This is a genomic window from Streptomyces sp. NPDC017225 (assembly GCF_044331465.1).
GTDB lineage: Bacteria > Actinomycetota > Actinomycetes > Streptomycetales > Streptomycetaceae > Streptomyces.
The window spans coordinates 32388-46953 of record NZ_JBIRNE010000007.1 but is presented as its reverse complement, the minus strand read 5'-3'; the positions used below and the strand labels follow the sequence as shown (position 1 = coordinate 46953).

13 protein-coding genes are annotated in these 14566 nt (G+C 70.9%); 11 read left to right on the top strand and 2 right to left on the bottom strand.

Features of this window, described 5'->3' with window-relative positions; genetic code table 11:
- Positions 1 to 269 precede the first annotated feature (269 nt).
- The 9 genes from ACH4NX_RS17690 (at position 270) to pssA (ending at position 11197) form a co-directional block, all read left to right on the top strand.
- Complete coding sequence (locus ACH4NX_RS17690; protein WP_398127973.1) at positions 270 to 2075, top strand: 3-hydroxyacyl-CoA dehydrogenase family protein; 1806 nt, start codon at positions 270 to 272, stop codon at positions 2073 to 2075.
- Between the two features lie 187 nt (positions 2076 to 2262).
- Entirely contained in the window at positions 2263 to 3078 is an 816-nt protein-coding gene (locus ACH4NX_RS17685) for a TetR family transcriptional regulator (protein WP_351395849.1), read from the top strand.
- A 390-nt stretch (positions 3079 to 3468) separates the two neighbouring features.
- Positions 3469 to 4806 carry a crotonyl-CoA carboxylase/reductase gene (gene ccrA / locus ACH4NX_RS17680; protein ID WP_351396137.1) on the top strand — a complete coding sequence of 446 codons (1338 nt, stop codon included), beginning with the start codon at positions 3469 to 3471 and terminating at the stop codon, positions 4804 to 4806.
- A gap of 10 nt (positions 4807 to 4816) precedes the next feature.
- Positions 4817 to 6844, top strand: coding sequence for a protein meaA (locus ACH4NX_RS17675; RefSeq protein ID WP_351395846.1), 2028 nt, complete (start codon positions 4817 to 4819; stop codon positions 6842 to 6844).
- On the top strand, positions 6841 to 7803 hold the full coding sequence (locus tag ACH4NX_RS17670; RefSeq protein ID WP_351395843.1) for a CoA ester lyase: 963 nt from the start codon (positions 6841 to 6843) through the stop codon (positions 7801 to 7803). The genes ACH4NX_RS17675 and ACH4NX_RS17670 overlap by 4 nt, the downstream gene beginning before the upstream one ends.
- 5 nt (positions 7804 to 7808) lie before the next feature.
- Positions 7809 to 8324: a MaoC family dehydratase gene (locus ACH4NX_RS17665; RefSeq protein ID WP_351395840.1), complete on the top strand. Its 516-nt coding sequence runs from the start codon at positions 7809 to 7811 to the stop codon at positions 8322 to 8324.
- Positions 8324 to 9529 (top strand): acyl-CoA dehydrogenase family protein, encoded by a 1206-nt coding sequence (locus tag ACH4NX_RS17660; protein WP_351395837.1) that lies wholly within the window; start codon positions 8324 to 8326, stop codon positions 9527 to 9529. Before ACH4NX_RS17665 ends, ACH4NX_RS17660 begins: the two co-directional genes overlap by 1 nt.
- A 170-nt stretch (positions 9530 to 9699) precedes the next feature.
- Positions 9700 to 10356: a phosphatidylserine decarboxylase gene (locus ACH4NX_RS17655; RefSeq protein ID WP_279561302.1), complete on the top strand. Its 657-nt coding sequence runs from the start codon at positions 9700 to 9702 to the stop codon at positions 10354 to 10356.
- Between the two features lie 40 nt (positions 10357 to 10396).
- Positions 10397 to 11197, top strand: coding sequence for a CDP-diacylglycerol--serine O-phosphatidyltransferase (gene pssA / locus ACH4NX_RS17650; protein WP_279561479.1), 801 nt, complete (start codon positions 10397 to 10399; stop codon positions 11195 to 11197).
- A gap of 86 nt (positions 11198 to 11283) precedes the next feature.
- On the opposite strand, the gene ACH4NX_RS17645 is transcribed toward pssA, so the two are convergent.
- Positions 11284 to 12426 carry a glycerate kinase gene (locus ACH4NX_RS17645; RefSeq protein ID WP_351396134.1) on the bottom strand — a complete coding sequence of 381 codons (1143 nt, stop codon included), beginning with the start codon at positions 12424 to 12426 and terminating at the stop codon, positions 11284 to 11286.
- A gap of 281 nt (positions 12427 to 12707) precedes the next feature.
- Here ACH4NX_RS17645 and ACH4NX_RS17640 point away from each other — a divergent pair, with 281 nt between their 5' ends.
- Positions 12708 to 13202, top strand: a complete 495-nt coding sequence (locus ACH4NX_RS17640) for an NUDIX hydrolase (RefSeq protein WP_351395834.1) — start codon at positions 12708 to 12710, stop codon at positions 13200 to 13202.
- Between the two features lie 122 nt (positions 13203 to 13324).
- A complete protein-coding gene (locus ACH4NX_RS17635; RefSeq protein WP_351395831.1) occupies positions 13325 to 14071 on the top strand; it encodes a Sir2 family NAD-dependent protein deacetylase in 747 nt (248 codons plus the stop codon).
- On the opposite strand, the gene ACH4NX_RS17630 is transcribed toward ACH4NX_RS17635, so the two are convergent.
- Positions 14068 to 14550: a methylated-DNA--[protein]-cysteine S-methyltransferase gene (locus tag ACH4NX_RS17630; protein WP_351395828.1), complete on the bottom strand. Its 483-nt coding sequence runs from the start codon at positions 14548 to 14550 to the stop codon at positions 14068 to 14070. The genes ACH4NX_RS17635 and ACH4NX_RS17630 overlap by 4 nt on opposite strands.
- Between the last annotated feature and the right edge of the window lie 16 nt (positions 14551 to 14566).

Here is a 14566-nt window from a genome sequence, read left to right as displayed (position 1 = left end):
TCGGTACTCCAGGTACCCGGCAGTCCAAGCATCCGGATCTCGGGTCGTCGGGCAGTCGGGTCTCAGGTACCGCAGTACGGCTCGGCCTCGGGACAGGGCCGGTCCCAGACCGCCGCGCGGGCGTGTGCACGCCCTGAGCGACGGCACCGGGCGTGTGCGCCAGTCAGCCCGGCGACACCCGCACTCCACTCCCTTCCGCACGCACCCGGTGCGCCCCTCGGCGCACCCGGGCGTGTTCCCGTCGTCACCCTCATTCCTGGAGTCCCGCGATGGCCACTCCCCTGTCCGACACCCCTCTGTCCCCGCTGCGCCGCGTCGCCGTCGTCGGCCTCGGCACCATGGGCACCGGCATCGCCGAGGTCCTGGCCCGGGCCGGCCGCGACGTCGTCGGCATCGACATCAGTGAGGCGCAGGCCGCGACGGCCGTCGCCGCGCTGGAGTCCTCCACCGCCCGGGCCGTCGAGCGCGGACGCCTCACCGAGCGGGAGCGCGCCGACGCCCTCGCCCGCATCCGTACCTCCACCGACCTGCGGGCGGCGGCCGACGCCGACCTGGTGATCGAGGTGGTCCCGGAGTCCTACGAGATCAAGCAGCAGGTCTTCCGGGAGCTGGACGGGATCGTGCGCCCCGAGACCGTCCTGGCGACCGGCACCAACGCGTTGTCCGTGACGCGGCTGGCCGCCGACTCGGCCCGCCCGGAGCGGGTGCTCGGCCTGCACTTCTTCAACCCGGCACCGGCGATGAGGCTGGTGGAGGTCGTCTCCTCCGTGCTGACCGGGCCGGGCGCCGTCACGGCGGTCACCGATCTCGCCCTGGACCTCGGCAAGGAACCCGTCGCGGTCGGCGACCGGCCCGGGTTCGTCGCCGACGGGCTGCTGTTCGGATACCTCAACCAGGCCGCGGCGATGTACGAGGCGAACTACGCCTCCCGCGAGGACATCGACGCCGCGATGCGGCTCGGCTGCGGCCTGCCCATGGGCCCGCTGGCCCTGCTGGACCTGATCGGCGTGGACACCGCCCGCACCGTCCTGGAGGCCATGTACGCCGCCTCCCACGACCGTCTGCAGGCTCCGGCACCGATCCTGCGGCAGCTCAGCGAGGCGGGCCTGACCGGCCGCAAGGCCGGGCGCGGCTTCTACACCTACGAGGCACCGGGCAGCGCGGTCGTCGTGCCGGACTCCTCGACCCCGCGCGCGAGCGACAGCCCGGTCCCCGGCCGTACCGTCCGCGCGGTGGGCGTCGCCGGCTCCGGCACCATGGCGTCCGGCATCGCCGAGGTGTTCGCCAAGGCCGGGTACGAGGTCGTGCTCGCCGCCCGCAGCGCGGAGAAGGCGCGCACGGCCAGGGCCCGTATCGGCAAGTCCCTGGCGCGCGGCGTCGACAAGGGGCGGCTGACCGCGGAGGCCGCCGCGCAGGCGCTGGAGCGGATCACGCCGACGGGGACGTACGACGACTTCGCCGACGTCGATCTGGCGGTGGAGGCGGTCGCCGAGGACCTGGACGTCAAGCGGCAGCTGTTCGCCACGCTGGACAAGGTCTGCAAGCCGGGCGCGGTGCTGGCCACCACCACCTCCTCGCTGCCCGTCGTCGCCTGCGCCCGCGCCACCTCGCGCCCGCAGGACGTGATCGGCATGCACTTCTTCAACCCGGCGCCGGCGATGAAGCTGGTCGAGGTGGTGCGGACGGTGCTGACCGCCGACGACGTGCACGCCACCGTCCGCGAGGTCTGCGCCGAGGTCCGCAAGCACGCCGTGGACTGCGGCGACCGGGCCGGGTTCATCGTGAACGCGCTGCTGTTCCCGTACCTGAACAACGCCGTGAAGATGGTGCAGGAGCACTACGCGACGCTCGACGACATCGACGCCGCGATGAAGCTCGGCGGCGGTTACCCGATGGGCCCCTTCGAGCTGCTGGACGTGGTCGGACTGGACGTCTCGCTCGCGATCGAGAAGGTCCTGCACCGTGAGTTCCGCGATCCGGGCCTGGCTCCGGCGCCGCTGCTGGAGCACCTGGTGGCCGCGGGCTGCCTCGGCCGCAAGACGGGGCGCGGCTTCCGCGAACATGCCCGCCGCTGAGCCCGGTCCCGGTGACCGGTTCCGGTCCGAGGAGGACTGGGGCGGGCTGCTCGAACCGACCGTGTCCCTCCCGCCCTCCTCCGCGGGGTCTCGCCCGCCCTCCCCGGCCGGTCCTCCCCCGCCCTCCCCGGGCGGGGGAATCCCCGGTCACGCGCATGATTGCGTGCACATGCAGTACGTTCGGGGCATGTCCCAGCCCGCCAAGTCCTCACGTACACCAGCTACGCCCGACGCGCCGGAGAGCGCGGCCGGCAACCGAGCCGCCGCCCAGCGGCTCAAAATGCGCCGGGAGCTGGCGGCAGCGGCGATGGAGCTGTTCGCGACCAAGGGGTACGAGGCGACCACCGTCGACGAGATCGCGGCCCGCGCCGGGGTCGCCCGCCGCACCTTCTTCCGCCACTTCCGTTCGAAGGAAGAGGCGATCTTCCCGGACCACGACGACACCCTGGTCCGCGCCGAGGCGGTGCTCAACGCGGCGCCCGCGCACGAGCATCCGCTCGACACGGTGTGCCGCGGCATCAAGGAAGTCATGAAGATGTACGCGGCCCGGCCGGAGATCTCGGTCGCCCGGTACAAGCTGACGCGTGAGGTGCCCACCCTGCGCGAGGCGGAGATCGCGTCGGTGGCCCGCTACGAACGTCTCTTCACCCGCTACCTGCTCGGTCACTTCGACGAGCACGCGCACGACGACGACGCCAACGACGACCCGCTGCTGGCCGAGGTCGCCGCCTCCGCCGTGGTCACCGCCCACAACCACGTGCTGCGGCGCTGGCTGCGGGCGGACGGCCAGGGGGACGTGGAGACCCAGCTCGACCACGCCTTCGCGATCGTGCGGAAGACGTTCGGCACCGGCATCGGCGCCGGGCGCTCCACTGCCTCCTCCGCGCGGCCGGCCGCCTCCTCGGCCTCCGTGCGGGGCGAAGTGCTGGTGACGGTCGCGCGTACCGACGCACCGCTGCACGAGGTCATGCGCACCATCGAACAAGCACTCAAGGAGCGCTGACCCGCTCCACCGTCTGTGTGACAACGGCCACCCACCGGGTGGCCGTTTTCGCATGTCAACGCCCCTTCTCGTGGCCCGGCCGACCGGCGTTCGATCGATCATCGCTCATCTGATGGGTAAAGATTTCATCTGAGGCCAAGTTCTGGCACTCAGTGCCTTGCGGGGTGACACGCGGTGTCATACGTTGAAGGTGTCCGGGCTGTCCCCGCAAGCGACCGCCTGCGTGCCCGGCGCCTGCGTCACAGGCACCCTCCCGCGCCACAAAGCGCTGCCGCACAGCACCCTCCCCGCCGGACCGACGGCACCCCTCACCACACCCCTCAGCAGCACCGACGTAACCCTCAGCGCCCCTCCCTCAGGGCGCTCACCGCCGGAGGCAACACCGTGACCATGAAGGACATCCTGGCCGCGATCCAGTCGCCCGACTCGACGCCGGCCGACATCGCCGCCCTGCCGCTCCCCGAGTCGTACCGCGCGATCACCGTCCACAAGGACGAGACCGAGATGTTCGCGGGCCTCGAGACCCGCGACAAGGACCCGCGCAAGTCGATCCACCTGGACGAGGTGCCGCTGCCCGAGCTGGGCCCGGGCGAGGCCCTGGTGGCCGTGATGGCCTCCTCGGTCAACTACAACTCGGTGTGGACCTCGATCTTCGAGCCGATGTCGACGTTCGGCTTCCTGGAGCGCTACGGCAGGGTCAGCGAACTCACCAGGCGCCACGACCTGCCGTACCACGTCATCGGCTCCGACCTGGCCGGCGTCGTCCTGCGCACCGGCCCGGGCGTCAACGCCTGGCAGGCCGGCGACGAGGTCGTCGCGCACTGCCTCTCCGTCGAGCTGGAGTCGTCCGACGGCCACAACGACACGATGCTCGACCCCGAGCAGCGCATCTGGGGCTTCGAGACGAACTTCGGCGGCCTCGCCGAGATCGCGCTGGTCAAGTCCAACCAGCTGATGCCCAAGCCGGGCCACCTCAGCTGGGAGGAGGCCGCCGCCCCGGGCCTGGTCAACTCCACCGCCTACCGGCAGCTCGTCTCCCGCAACGGCGCCCAGATGAAGCAGGGCGACAACGTGCTCATCTGGGGCGCGAGCGGCGGGCTCGGCTCCTACGCCACCCAGTTCGCGCTGGCCGGCGGCGCCACGCCGATCTGCGTCGTCTCCAGCGAGCAGAAGGCCGAGATCTGCCGGCGCATGGGTGCCGAGCACATCATCGACCGCAGCGCGGAGGACTACCGGTTCTGGAAGGACGAGCACAACCAGGACCCCCGGGAGTGGAAGCGGTTCGGCAAGCGCATCCGCGAGCTGACCGGCGGCGAGGACGTGGACATCGTCTTCGAGCACCCGGGCCGCGAGACCTTCGGCGCCTCCGTCTACGTCACCCGCAAGGGCGGCACGATCGTCACCTGCGCCTCGACCTCCGGCTACGACCACAGCTACGACAACCGCTACCTGTGGATGTCGCTGAAGCGCATCGTCGGCTCCCACTTCGCCAACTACCGCGAGGCATGGGAGGCCAACCGCCTCATCGCCAAGGGCAGGATCCACCCGACGCTCTCCAGGGTCTACTCGCTGGAGGAGACCGGCCAGGCGGCGTTCGACGTCCACCGCAACCTCCACCAGGGCAAGGTCGGCGTGCTGTGCCTGGCGCCCGAGGAGGGCCTGGGCGTGCGCGACGAGGAGATGCGCGGCCGGCACGTCGACGCCATCAACCGCTTCCGCAACGTCTGAGGAGCGTCGCATGACCGATCGTCAGAAGGACCGGCCGTGGTTGATGCGGACCTACGCCGGCCACTCCACGGCCGAGGCGTCCAACGAGCTGTACCGGCGCAATCTCGCCAAGGGCCAGACGGGTCTGTCGGTCGCGTTCGACCTGCCGACCCAGACCGGCTACGACTCCGACCACATCCTCGCCCGCGGCGAGGTGGGCCGGGTCGGGGTGCCGGTCGCGCACCTCGGTGACATGCGCCGGCTGTTCCAGGACATCCCACTGGAGCAGATGAACACCTCGATGACCATCAACGCCACGGCCATGTGGCTGCTGGCGCTCTACCAGGTCGTCGCCGAGGAGCAGGGCGCGGACATCACCCGGCTCCAGGGCACGACCCAGAACGACATCGTCAAGGAGTACCTGTCCCGGGGGACGCACGTCTTCCCGCCGGGGCCGTCGCTCCGCCTGACGACGGACATGATCGCGTACACGGTCTCCCGCCTCCCGAAGTGGAACCCGATCAACATCTGCAGCTACCACCTGCAGGAGGCGGGCGCCACGCCGGTGCAGGAGATCGCGTACGCCATGTCCACCGCGATCGCCGTGCTCGACGCCGTGCGCGACTCCGGCCAGGTGCCGCGGGAGCGCATGGGCGACGTCGTCGGCCGCATCTCCTTCTTCGTGAACGCGGGCGTCCGTTTCGTCGAGGAGATGTGCAAGATGCGCGCGTTCGGGCGGATCTGGGACCGTGTCACCCGGGAGCGGTACGGCATCGAGGACCCCAAGCACCGCCGCTTCCGCTACGGCGTCCAGGTCAACTCGCTGGGCCTGACGGAGGCCCAGCCCGAGAACAACGTCCAGCGGATCGTGCTGGAGATGCTGGCCGTCACCCTCTCCAAGGACGCACGCGCGCGTGCCGTGCAGCTGCCGGCCTGGAACGAGGCGCTGGGCCTGCCCCGCCCCTGGGACCAGCAGTGGTCGCTGCGCATCCAGCAGGTGCTGGCGTACGAGAGCGACCTGCTGGAGTACGGCGACCTCTTCGAGGGCTCGAAGGTGGTCGAGGCGAAGGTGGACGAACTGGTCGAGGAGTCCCTCGCCGAGATCGGCCGCATCCAGGAGATGGGCGGCGCGATGGCCGCCGTCGAGTCCGGCTACCTGAAGTCCCAGCTGGTCGCCTCGCACGCCGAGCGGCGGGCCCGCATCGAGTCGGGTGAGGAGAAGATCATCGGTGTCAACGCCTTCGAGGGCACCGAGCCGAACCCGCTGACCGCCGACCTGGACACCGCGATCCAGACGGTCGACCCGGCGGTGGAGGCCCGTGTCGTCGCCTCGCTCCGGCACTGGCGGGACACCCGCTACCAGCCGCCCTTCAACCACCCGCGCCCCTGCAAGGCCCTGGAGAAGCTGAAGGAGGCCGCCAAGGGCACCGACAACCTCATGGAGGCCACCCTGGAGTGCGCCCGCGCCGGTGTCACGACCGGCGAGTGGGCCGGGGCGCTGCGCGAGGTGTTCGGCGAGTTCCGCGCCCCGACCGGGGTCTCGTCGGCGCCGGTGGCGGTCGCCGCCGAGGAGGGCTCGGCGCTCGGCGAGGTCCGCCGCAGGGTGGGCCGGACGGCCAGGGACCTCGGCGTCGGCAAGCTCCGCTTCCTGGTCGGCAAGCCCGGCCTGGACGGCCACTCCAACGGTGCGGAGCAGATCGCCGTGCGGGCCCGCGACGCCGGGTTCGAGGTGGTCTACCAGGGCATCCGGCTCACCCCGGAGCAGATCGTGGACGCCGCCCTGGCCGAGGACGTGCACGCGGTGGGCCTGTCCATCCTCTCCGGCTCCCACGCCCAGCTGGTGCCGGACGTACTGGAACGGCTGCGTGTGGCCGGTGCCACAGACATTCCGGTGATCGCCGGTGGCATCATCCCGAACGGAGACGCCGAAGAACTGCGCGCCGCCGGAGTGGCCGCGGTCTTCACCCCGAAGGACTTCGACATCACCTCGATCATCGGCCGGATCGTCGACGAGATCCGGCACGCGAACAAGCTCGACCCCCTGGAGGTCCCCGCATGACGACCGTCAACCGTCTTCGCCCCCGGCGCTCCTGCCTGGCGGTGCCCGGTTCGAACCCGCGCTTCCTGGAGAAGGCGCAGGGACTGCCGGCGGACCAGGTCTTCCTCGACCTGGAGGACGCCTGCGCGCCGCTCGCCAAGCCGGAGGCACGGCACACCATCGTCAAGTTCCTCAACGAGGGCGACTGGACCGGCAAGACCCGCGTCGTGCGCGTCAACGACTGGACGACCGAGTGGACGTACCGCGACGTCGTCACGGTCGTCGAGGGCGCCGGCCCGAACCTGGACTGCATCATGCTGCCCAAGGTGCAGGACGCCCAGCAGGTGGTGGCCCTCGACCTCCTCCTCACCCAGATCGAGAAGACGATGGGCTTCGAGGTCGGCCGGATCGGCATCGAGGCGCAGATCGAGAACGCGCGGGGCCTGAACAACGTCAACGAGATCGCGCAGGCGAGCCCGCGCGTCGAGACCATCATCTTCGGCCCGGCCGACTTCATGGCGTCCATCAACATGAAGTCGCTGGTCGTGGGCGAGCAGCCGCCCGGCTACCCGGCGGACGCCTACCACTACATCCTGATGAAGATCCTCATGGCCGCCCGCGCCAACGACCTCCAGGCGATCGACGGCCCCTACCTCCAGATCAAGAACGTGGACGGCTTCCGCGAGGTCGCCGGCCGCGCCGCCGCCCTCGGGTTCGACGGCAAGTGGGTGCTGCACCCGGGCCAGGTCGAGGCCGCCAACGAGGTCTTCTCCCCCTCCCAGGAGGACTACGACCACGCCGAGCTGATCCTGGACGCGTACGAGTACTGCACGTCCGAGGCGGGCGGCAAGAAGGGCTCCGCGATGCTCGGCGACGAGATGATCGACGAGGCCAGCCGCAAGATGGCGCTGGTCGTGGCGGGCAAGGGACGCGCCGCCGGCATGACGCGCACCGGCAAGTTCGAGATCCCGGAGGGCTGAGCGCGATGCAGTTCGGACGCACCTACGAGGAGTTCGAGGTCGGGGCGACGTACAAGCACTGGCCGGGCAAGACGGTCACGGAGTACGACGACCACCTGTTCTGCCTCCTCACCATGAACCACCACCCGCTCCACATGGACGCCAACTACGCCGAGAGGACGACCGACTTCGGCAAGAACGTGGTGGTCGGGAACTACGTCTACTCCCTGCTCCTCGGCATGTCCGTCCCGGACGTCTCCGGCAAGGCGATCGCCAACCTGGAGATCGAGTCGCTCAAGCACGTGGCGCCGACCTTCCACGGCGACACCCTCTACGGCGAGACGACCGTGCTCGACAAGTGGCCGTCCAAGTCCAAGGACGACCGGGGCATCGTCCACGTCGAGACCAAGGGCTACAAGCAGGACGGCACGATCGTGTGCGTCTTCCGCCGCAAGGTGATGGTGCCCACCGAGACGTACACCAAGGAGCGCGGCGGCGAACAGCCGGGCCGCCCCGAACCGAGGGAACAGGGGAAGCAGTAATGGCGCGACTCGCCCAGACCGCCGGTCTGACGGACATCCAGCGGGAGATCCTGTCCACCGTCCGGGACTTCGTGGACAAGGAGATCATCCCGGTCGCCACGGAACTGGAGCACCGCGACGAGTACCCGCAGGACATCGTGGACGGGCTCAAGGAGCTGGGCCTGTTCGGCCTGATGATCCCGGAGGAGTACGGGGGCCTGGGCGAGTCGCTCCTGACCTACGCCCTGTGCGTGGAGGAGATCGCCCGCGGCTGGATGTCGGTGTCCGGCATCATCAACACGCACTTCATCGTGGCGTACATGCTCAAGCAGCACGGCACGCGGGAGCAGAAGGACCACTTCCTGCCCCGCATGGCCGCGGGGGACATTCGGGGCGCCTTCTCGATGTCGGAGCCGGCGCTGGGCTCGGACGTCTCCGCCATCTCCTCGAAGGCGGTGAGGGACGGCGAGGAGTACGTCCTGAACGGCCAGAAGATGTGGCTGACGAACGGCGGCACGTCGTCGCTGGTGGCCGTTCTGGTGAAGAGTGACGAGGGTCACCCCGAAGGCACGGCGCCGCACAGGTCCATGACGACCTTCCTGGTGGAGAAGGAGCCCGGCTTCGGCGAGGTCCGGCCCGGGCTGACCGTCCCCGGCAAGATCGACAAGATGGGCTACAAGGGCGTCGACACGACCGAGCTCATCATGGACGACCTGCGCATTCCGGCCGATCGAGTACTCGGCGGCGTCACCGGCCGAGGTTTTTACCAAATGATGGACGGTGTCGAGGTCGGCCGCGTCAACGTGGCGGCACGTGGCTGCGGCGTCGCTCAGCGTGCCTTCGAGCTCGGCGTCCGGTACGCCCAGCAGCGTCACACTTTCGGCAAACAGATCGCCCAGCACCAGGCCATTCAGTTCAAGCTCGCGGAGATGGCTACCAAGGTGGAGGCGGCGCATGCGATGATGGTGAACGCTGCACGCAAAAAGGACTCGGGCGAACGAAACGACCTGGAAGCGGGTATGGCCAAGTACCTCGCCTCCGAGTACTGCAAGGAGGTCGTGGAGGACGCCTTCCGGATCCACGGCGGGTACGGCTTCTCCAAGGAGTACGAGATCGAGCGCCTCTACCGCGAGGCCCCGATGCTGCTCATCGGTGAAGGCACCGCCGAGATCCAGAAAATGATCATCGGCCGTCGACTGCTCGAAGAGTATCGATTCCAGGGTTAGATGTCCGGATACGGGGTGTTTTCTTGGAGAAGAAGGTCACACCCCGTAGGCACTGTTCGGCCGCCGACTCAGCTTCCTGGCTTACCCAGTTGCGGCGTGGAGCCGCTACGATCGCCGGAAAGCCGCCGTCCCCCGTCGAAGCGCGGCATCATCCGCTACGAAGGTCATCCATGCCCCACAGCCAAACCTCTGCATCTCGCGACAGCCTGGCCGGCGTACGCCTCGCGCGCGGAGCATCGCCGTGGCTTCTGCCGACCGTCGCCACCGCAGCCGTCAGCCTTCTCCGTGCCCGTCGCTCCGGCGCCGCCAAGGCCGTCGCCGTCCCCGCCACCGCGCTCGCGGCGGGGATGCTGTGGTTCTTCCGCGACCCCGAGCGCGAGATCACCCAGGGCCGGGTCATCTCGCCCGCCGACGGCGTGGTGCAGAGCATCATGCCGTGGAAGGACGGCCGTACCCGCGTCGCGATCTTCATGAGCCCGCTCAACGTCCACGTGAACCGGGCCCCGCTGGCCGGCGAGGTGACCTCGGTCGAGCACGTTCCCGGTGGCTTCGTTCCCGCCTTCAACAAGGAGAGCGAGAACAACGAGCGGGTGGTGTGGCACTTCGACACCGAGCTCGGCGACATCGAGATGATCCAGATCGCCGGCGCGGTGGCCCGCCGCATCGTCCCGTACCTGCCGCAGGGCACGAAGGTCGAGCAGGGCGACCGGATCGGTCTGATCCGCTTCGGCTCGCGCGTCGACCTGTACCTGCCGGAGGGCGTGGAGGTCGCGGTCGAGGTGGGTCAGAAGACGGTGGCAGGGGTGACTCGAATTGACCGTGATTGATCCACAGACCCAGGCCGGATGGGTACCGGAGGCCGACGAGATGGACGACGAGGAGGAGATGCCCCTCTCTCTCCGCCTGTCGATAGCCGACACGCTCACCCTGGGCAACGCCACGTGCGGCTTCATGGCGGTGTACTTCACCACCACGGGCATCCTCATCCCGCACCTCATGGGCGGCGACGAGTCGGGCATGGCCCGGCAGAGCGCGGCCACCGCGGTCATCCTGATGCTGTGCGCGGCGATCTTCGACCTGTGCGACGGCCTGGTGGCGCGCAAGCTGCGCAGCTCGCCGATGGGCGCCGAGCTGGACAACCTCTCCGACCTGATCAGCTTCGGGCTGGCGCCGGCGTACTTCGTCCTCGTCTACGGCATGGTCGCGCACGACGCCTACCAGCGGGTGGCGGCGGTGGGGGCGATCGTGGTGCTGCTGGCGGTGGTGCTGCGGCTCGCGCGGTTCTCCTGCGTCACCGTCAAGGACGGCACGTTCCAGGGCATGCCGTCGCCGTTCGGAGCGCTGACGGTGGTCTCGATCGTGCTGCTGGAGCTGCCCTTCGTGGCGACGCTGCTGGCGATCATCGGCACGGCCTGGCTGATGGTGAGCCGGGTCGAGTACCCGAAGCCGCGGGGGCGCCTCGCGGTGGCGATGCTCGCGTGGATCGTGCTGTCGATGGGGCTGCTGGCCGGCTGGGCCTTCGACGCGCCGAGCGGGCAGCTGCTGCTCCAGACGGGATGCGCGTTGCAGCTGGTGATGGGCGCGGTGATTCCGCTGTTCGCGACGGCTCGGCGGGTGAACAACTTCCGTGACAACCGGCGGGAGGCGCGGGCGGCGCAGTTGCCGTGACGCTCCGCTGGATGGGCCCCGGACCCGGGTCGGGTCCGGGGCCCTTTCGTTCGCACGGGTGAGGTTCCGGCGGGGGCGAGACTCGTCTAGACCAGGAAGTCCCGCGCGACGCGCTCCGCGACCCGTTCCAGGATCGGTCCGGCCTCGGCGATGCACTTCGCCACGTCCGGCTCGACATCCGTCAGCGGATACGCCCGCCGGATCCCGGCCCGCCCCAGCGCCTCGGCCGGCAGCGCGAGCCGCCCGCACACCGCGACGACCTCCTTGCCCGCGGCCCGCCCCGCCGCGGCGACGCCCGCCGGGGCCTTCCCGTGCAGGGTCTGCTCGTCCAGCGAGCCCTCCCCCGTGATCACCAGGTCCGCCCGCTCCAGCGCCGGCGCGAAGCCGAGCACGTCCAGCATCACCTCGATGCCGGGCCTGAACCGCGCCCCGAGCAGCATCGCGCCGAAGCCGATGCCGCCCGCGGCACCGGCGCCCGGCGAGGCGGCGTACTCGGCGGCCCGCGCTCCCACGGTCTCCGTCTTCTCCAGCACCGTCGCGAAGTGCGTGAGGGCCGCGTCCAGGGCCTCCACGTCCTGGGGGGACGCGCCCTTCTGCGGGCCGTAGACCGCCGGGGCACCCTTCGGCCCGGTCAGCGGATTGTCGACGTCGCTCGCGAGGACCAGCTCGACGCCGGACAACCGCGGGTCGATGCCCGACAGGTCGGCCGAGGCCAGGCCCGCGAGGCCGCCCCCGCCCGGCGCGACCGGCTCCCCGTCCCGGCCGAGGAACCGCGCGCCCAGCGCGGACAGCATCCCGGCGCCGCCGTCGGTGGTCGCGCTGCCGCCGACCCCGAACACGATCGTCCGCGCCCCCGCGTCCAGCGCGGCCCGCAGCAGCTCACCGGAGCCGTACGTGGACGCGGTGAGCGGTGCGAGTACGCCCTCGGGCAGCCGCTGCAGGCCACTGGCCTCGGCCATCTCCACGACCGCGGTGCCCTCGCGCAGCGCGTACGCCGCGGTCACCTGGTCGCCGAGGGGCCCTGCGACCCGTACCTCCCGGCGTTCGAACCCGGCCGCCACCGCGGCGGCGACGGTGCCGTCGCCGCCGTCGGCCACGGGCAGGGCCTCGACGCCCAGGCCCGGCACGACGCGGCGCAGTCCGGCCGTCACCCGCTCGGCGACCTCGACGGCCGTCAGCGACCCCTTGAACTTGTCCGCGGCGACGAGTACCCGGCGGGCCCCGTCCACTGCAGCGTCAGCCACCTTGCTCTCCCCTTGCTCTCCGAGCCTTGCGCACGTCAAGGCAGTCGCGCCGCTGCGACCTTAACCGCAGGACGGCCACGCCGTCATGCCCCTGCCCGCAGGGTGGACCCGCGGCCGCCCGGCGAGCCGGTGGGCGCCGGCGCGGAGGCCGGGTGGTGCGGGTCGGCACGACGGCCCCGTCCCCCCGCCGTGGCCGGCCCCGTTCTCCGCCGTGTCCGGCCCCGTGCTCCCGCCGTGTCCGGCCGCGGGCTCGTTACGCTTCCGGGATGACCACTCCTGACTACGCCACCTACATCGCCGGTCTCCCCCGCGTCCTCGCCGGTGCCGCCGCGGTCTTCCGGGACGCCGAGGGACGGGTACTTCTCGTCGAGCCCAACTACCGCGAGGGGTGGACGCTGCCCGGCGGGACCATCGAGTCCGACCGGGGGGAGACCCCGAGGCAGGGCGCGTGGCGGGAGACCGTCGAGGAGATCGGGCTGGACCTGCCGCTCGGCCGGCTGCTCGCGGTGGACTGGGCGAGCGGGACGGGCCGGCCGCCGATCGTGGCGTACCTGTACGACGGCGGGGTCCTGTCCGAGGACGACCTCAAGGCGATCCGCTTGCAGGAGGAGGAGTTGCTGTCCTGGCGGCTGGTGCCGCGCGAGGAACTGGGCGACCACCTGCGCGGCTCCCTGCACGGCCGGGTGCTGGCGGCGCTGGACGCGCTGGCGGAGGGCTCGGGGACGGCCGAGCTGGAGAACGGCCGCCGGGTCGACGCCTGAGGGCACACCCCCTGACCGCACCCGCGTGGCCGCACCCGCCGAGACGGCACACCCGGGGCGGCACATCCCGTGACGGCACAATCCGTTCGCCCGGCGGGCCCCGGCGTCCTACGCTCGGCCGCATGACCAGCAAGCCCCTCGTCGCCATCCTGAGCGGTGCCGGCGTCTCGACCGACTCCGGCATCCCCGACTACCGCGGCCCGAACGGGCTGTGGCGGCGCGACCCGGAGGCCGAGAAGCTCGTCACGTACGAGTACTACATGGGCGATCCGGAGATCAGGCGCCGCTCCTGGCGGATGCGGCGCGACAACCAGGCGCTGGGGGCCGAGCCGAACGCGGCACACCGCGCGGTGGCCGAGCTGGAGCGGCGCGGGGTGCCGGTCCGGGTGATCACACAGAACGTGGACGGCCTGCACCAGCTCGCCGGGCTCTCCGCCCGCAAGGTCCTCGAACTGCACGGCACCGCGCGCGGTTACGTGTGCACGGGCTGCCCCGCCCGAGGGCCGATGGAGGACGCCCTCGCCCGGGTCGAGGCCGGTGAGGACGACCCGCCGTGCCTGGAGTGCGGTGGCATCCTGAAGTCGGCGACCGTGATGTTCGGCGAGAGCCTCGACCCGGTGGTACTGGGCGAGGCTCTCGCCGTCAGCAAGGCGTGCCAGGTGTTCGTCGCCGTCGGCACCAGCCTCCAGGTGCACCCCGCCGCCGGACTGGCCGGCGTGGCCGTCGACCACGGGGCCCGGCTGGTCGTCGTGAACGCCGAGCCGACACCGTACGACGACCTGGCCGACGAGGTCGTCCGGGAACCGATCGGCACCGCCCTGCCCGAGCTGCTGCGCGGGCTGGGCCCCGGCACCGACCGGGGTGACTAGAAGAGCGCCGAGCCCCGTTCGAAGTCCAGCAGGCGCTGCTTTCGTTCCAGGCCGCCGCCGTAGCCGGTGAGGCCGCCGCTCGCGCCGATGACCCGGTGGCAGGGGACGATGATGCCGATCGGGTTGCGGCCGTTGGCGAGGCCCACGGCGCGGGAGGCCTTCGGGGTGCCGAGGGCGGCGGCGAGTTCGCCGTAGGTGCGGGTCTCGCCGTACGGGATGCGGCGGAGCTGGTCCCAGACCGCGCGCTGGAACGGGGTGCCGTTCAGGCGCAGGTCGAGGGTGAAGTCCTTCAGTTCGCCGGCGAAGTACGCCGTCAGTTGCTCCTCCGCCTGTGCGAACGGGCCGTCGTCGGCCGCCCCGAAGGTCTCCTCCGGCGGGCGGTGGCGCTGGTCGGTCATGTAGAGACCGCACAGGGTGCCGTCCTCGGCGACGAGGGTGAGCGCGCCGTAGGGGCTGTCGATCACGGTGTGCCGCTTCACGGATTGAGCGGATTCG

Coding starts and splice junctions, on each gene's coding strand:
- ACH4NX_RS17670 (WP_351395843.1), top strand. CDS start 6,841: ATGACGACCGTCAACCGTCTTCGCCCCCGGCGCTCCTGCCTGGCGGTG.
- ccrA (WP_351396137.1), top strand. CDS start 3,469: ATGAAGGACATCCTGGCCGCGATCCAGTCGCCCGACTCGACGCCGGCC.
- ACH4NX_RS17640 (WP_351395834.1), top strand. CDS start 12,708: ATGACCACTCCTGACTACGCCACCTACATCGCCGGTCTCCCCCGCGTC.
- ACH4NX_RS17685 (WP_351395849.1), top strand. CDS start 2,263: ATGTCCCAGCCCGCCAAGTCCTCACGTACACCAGCTACGCCCGACGCG.
- ACH4NX_RS17660 (WP_351395837.1), top strand. CDS start 8,324: ATGGCGCGACTCGCCCAGACCGCCGGTCTGACGGACATCCAGCGGGAG.
- pssA (WP_279561479.1), top strand. CDS start 10,397: ATGGACGACGAGGAGGAGATGCCCCTCTCTCTCCGCCTGTCGATAGCC.
- ACH4NX_RS17675 (WP_351395846.1), top strand. CDS start 4,817: ATGACCGATCGTCAGAAGGACCGGCCGTGGTTGATGCGGACCTACGCC.
- ACH4NX_RS17635 (WP_351395831.1), top strand. CDS start 13,325: ATGACCAGCAAGCCCCTCGTCGCCATCCTGAGCGGTGCCGGCGTCTCG.
- ACH4NX_RS17665 (WP_351395840.1), top strand. CDS start 7,809: ATGCAGTTCGGACGCACCTACGAGGAGTTCGAGGTCGGGGCGACGTAC.
- ACH4NX_RS17690 (WP_398127973.1), top strand. CDS start 270: ATGGCCACTCCCCTGTCCGACACCCCTCTGTCCCCGCTGCGCCGCGTC.
- ACH4NX_RS17655 (WP_279561302.1), top strand. CDS start 9,700: ATGCCCCACAGCCAAACCTCTGCATCTCGCGACAGCCTGGCCGGCGTA.